Raw genomic sequence first — 3,267 nt, forward strand, 5'->3', positions numbered from 1 at the left:
CCACCCGGGGCCGATGGCGCTGAAGGACCTGGCGGCCCAGGCCGATCTGCCAGCCGCGCGCGCCCATCCATATCTGGTCAGTTTTTCGAAGCTGGGCTTGGTTGAGCAGCAGGCCGACGGGTTGTACGCGCTGGGGCCGGCAGCGCTGCAGCTGGGCCTGAGCTGCCTGCACCAGCTGGACCCGATGAAGGTGGCGGTGCCGGTGGCCGAGCGGCTGGCTGCTAGCACCGACCAGAGCGTGATCATTGCGCTGTGGGGCAATATGGGGCCGACGGTGGTGCGCATGATCGAGGCGCGCCAGCCACTGCACGTGAACATGCGGGCGGGCACGGTGATGTCGGTGCTGGGCACGGCCACCGGGCGCGCCTTTGCTGCCGCACTGCCGCGCAAGATTCTGGAAGAAGCCCTGGCCGGGCCCATGGGACGCTTCAGCGCGGTAGACCCATCGATGCGCTTCAGCGCGGCGGACCAGGCGGGTGCGGAGAGTCTTGACGCCGAGCTGCGTTCGGCCCAGGAGGAAATGCAGGCCCACGGCGTTACGCGTGCATTGGGCCGGCCCATCCCAAGCGTGAACGCCTTCAGCGCCGCTGCCTTTGACCACGAAGGCCGTGTAGCGCTGGTGTTCACGGTGCTGGGGCATGCCGACCACTTTGACGCCAGCTGGGATTCCGCCATGGCGGTGGCGGTGCGCGAGGCCGCCAGCGAGGTGTCGCGGCGGCTGGGGTTTGCTATGGTTTGAGTAGCTGCTAGCGCAGGTTATATATGCGCTAGCGGCCAATTTCATGCTCAATGGATAACTACTCAGCACTCGCGATAGAAACCACGGCTTTTAACCCAGGAACCCGTGGAACCGGCTTTGCCGGGCCACAGGGTTCGCCCCCTGCAAGGGGGTTGGCGGAAACGCGAAGCGTGGAGCCTGGGGGGTGTTCAACATTCACGCGGTTTGCAGCACGCCGCGTTGCACCTGGTCGCGCTCTATGGATTCGAATAGCGCCTTGAAGTTGCCCTCGCCAAAACCTTCGTCGCCTTTGCGCTGGATGAACTCGAAGAACACCGGGCCCAGCTGGGTTTGCGAGAAGATTTGCAGCAGCAGGCGCGGTGTGCCGCCTTCGGTGGAGCCATCCATCAGGATGCCGCGGGTTTGCAGTTCGGCCACCGGCTGGCCGTGGCCGGGCAGGCGGGTGTCGAGCATCTCGTAATACACCTCGTTGGGGGCGGTCATCAGCGGCACGCCGGCCAGGGCTAGGCTGTCCACGGTGGCCAGCAGGTCGTCGCAAATCAGGGCGATGTGCTGTATGCCTTCGCCGTTGAACTTCATCAAATACTCTTCGATCTGGCCGCCGCCCTGGCGCGATTCCTCGTTCAGTGGGATGCGGATCTTGCCGTCGGGCGCGGTCAGGGCCTTGCTGGTCAAGCCGGTGTATTCGCCCTTGATGTCGAAGAAGCGGATCTCGCGGAAGTTGAACAGACGCTCGTAGAAGTCGGCCCAGAAAGCCATGCGGCCGCGGTAGACGTTGTGCGTCAGGTGGTCGATCAACTTCAGGCCGTGGCCGACCGGGTGCCGGTCTACGCCTTCGATGAAGTCGAAGTCGATGTCGTAGATCGATTTGCCGTCTTCAAAGCGGTCGATTAAATACAGCGGCGCGCCGCCAATGCCTTTGATGGCGGGCAGGTTCAGCTCCATCGGGCCGGGGTGGAGTTCAATCGGTTGGGCACCGAGTTCCAACGCACGTCGATAGGCATGGTGCGAATCCTTCACCCGAAACGCCATGCCGCAGGCGCTGGGGCCGTGCTCGGCAGCAAAGTAGCCGGCCACGCTTTTGGGCTCGCGGTTGATGATGAAGTTGATCGCGCCCTGGCGGTATAGCACCACGTCTTTAGAACGGTGCTTGGCCACCAGGGTGAAGCCCATGCGTTCGAACACGGGCTCCAGGATGCCGGGGGTGGGGGAGGCGAATTCTACGAATTCAAAGCCCATCAGGCCCATCGGGTTGTCGAATAAATCTGCCATGCTGTGTATCCTTGCGGTGCGGGTTGTGGGGGCCATCTTCCCGCAGGCACTGCGCAGTTTTCAATCAACTTACAGCGTTAACCATGCAAACAACACAGGATTTCAGCGTGAGAGTCAAAGCCTACGCAGCGCTTGGGGAGCTTGCGCCATGATGGCCCTGCGCGGGCTGGCCTATCTGCTGCTGTTGCAAGCCGCCGGGGAGGGACTGGCGCACTTCTTCCTGCTGCCGTTCCCGGGGCCGGTGGTGGGGCTGGTGCTACTGCTTCCCGCGCTGGGCCTGGTATGGGTGCGCGAGCCGGTGGCGGCAGCGGCGGAGCTGCTGTTGGCGCACTTGTCGCTGCTGTTCATTCCGGTGGGTGTGGGGGTTATCACCCACATGGCGCTGGTGTCGCAATACGGCGTGCAATTGCTGGTGGTGATTGTGCTGCCCACCTGGATCGGCCTGGCGGTGACGGCGCTGGTGCTGCGTGCCTTGCTGCGGGCCGACCCGGTGAAGGAAGAAGCCCATGGCTGATTTCGTCCAGCTCTGGGTGTTTTTGTCGGCCACGCCGCTGTTTGGCCTGACCGCTACGCTGTTGACCTACGCCGCTGCGCAGGCCGCGTACGACCGGTTTGGGCGCGCGCCCTGGGCCAACCCCGTGCTCTGGTCGGTGGTGGTGCTGGGTTGTGTGCTGGCCGGTACGCACACGCCGTATCCGTCGTACTTTGCGGGCGCGCAGTTTGTGCATGTGCTGCTGGGCCCCGCCGTGGTGGCGCTGGCGTGGCCGCTGTGGCTGCGCCGCGCGGAGTTGCGCAGGCGCGGTGTGGCTTTGCCGCTAGCCGCATTGGCCGGGGGGACGGCGGCGGCGGGCAGCGCAGTCGCCATCGCCTGGGCGCTGGGCATGCCGGGGGACGTGGTGCGTTCACTCGCCCCGAAATCCGTCACCGCGGCGGTAGCGATGGGCATTGCCGAGCGTATCGGCGGCGTGCCCGCGCTGTCGGCGGTGTTTGCGGTGTTGACGGGCCTGGTGGGGGCCTTGTCGGGCAAGTACCTGTTCAACCTGTTGAAGGTGGACAGTTGGGCGGTACGCGGCTTTGCGCTGGGCACCGCCGCCCACGGCATAGGCGCGGCGCGGGCGCTGCAGGTGCACCCGGATGCCGGTGCCTACGCAGGCATCGCGCTGGGTATGCAGGCGGTGCTGTCGTCGTTGCTGATGCCGCTGGTGTTTCGCTGGTGGGGGTGAGACAAGACACGTAACCGATTGCGGTAAACACGG

At 65.0% G+C, this 3,267-nt stretch carries 4 protein-coding genes; 3 read left to right on the forward strand and 1 reads right to left on the reverse strand.

The annotated features are described in order from the left end of the window. The coding region (locus ABI213_RS13535) for an IclR family transcriptional regulator (protein WP_348027511.1) at positions 1 to 739 on the forward strand (739 nt) is incomplete at its 5' end. 195 nt (positions 740 to 934) lie between these two features. On the opposite strand, the gene hppD is transcribed toward ABI213_RS13535, so the two are convergent. Continuing rightward, the gene (hppD, locus tag ABI213_RS13540; RefSeq protein WP_348004909.1) at positions 935 to 2,011 is read right to left on the reverse strand and encodes a 4-hydroxyphenylpyruvate dioxygenase; all 1,077 of its coding nucleotides are present in this window, start codon (positions 2,009 to 2,011) and stop codon (positions 935 to 937) included. Positions 2,012 to 2,159: 148 nt separating this feature from the next. Here hppD and ABI213_RS13545 point away from each other — a divergent pair, with 148 nt between their 5' ends. Both ABI213_RS13545 and ABI213_RS13550 read left to right on the forward strand, forming a co-directional pair. Next, complete coding sequence (locus ABI213_RS13545; protein ID WP_348027513.1) at positions 2,160 to 2,525, forward strand: CidA/LrgA family protein; 366 nt, start codon at positions 2,160 to 2,162, stop codon at positions 2,523 to 2,525. Then, positions 2,518 to 3,234 carry an LrgB family protein gene (locus ABI213_RS13550; RefSeq protein WP_348027515.1) on the forward strand — a complete coding sequence of 239 codons (717 nt, stop codon included), beginning with the start codon at positions 2,518 to 2,520 and terminating at the stop codon, positions 3,232 to 3,234. The genes ABI213_RS13545 and ABI213_RS13550 overlap by 8 nt, the downstream gene beginning before the upstream one ends. The last annotated feature ends 33 nt before the right edge of the window (positions 3,235 to 3,267 follow it).

This window comes from Rhodoferax sp. (assembly GCF_039922535.1).
Taxonomy (GTDB): domain Bacteria; phylum Pseudomonadota; class Gammaproteobacteria; order Burkholderiales; family Burkholderiaceae_C; genus Rhodoferax_B.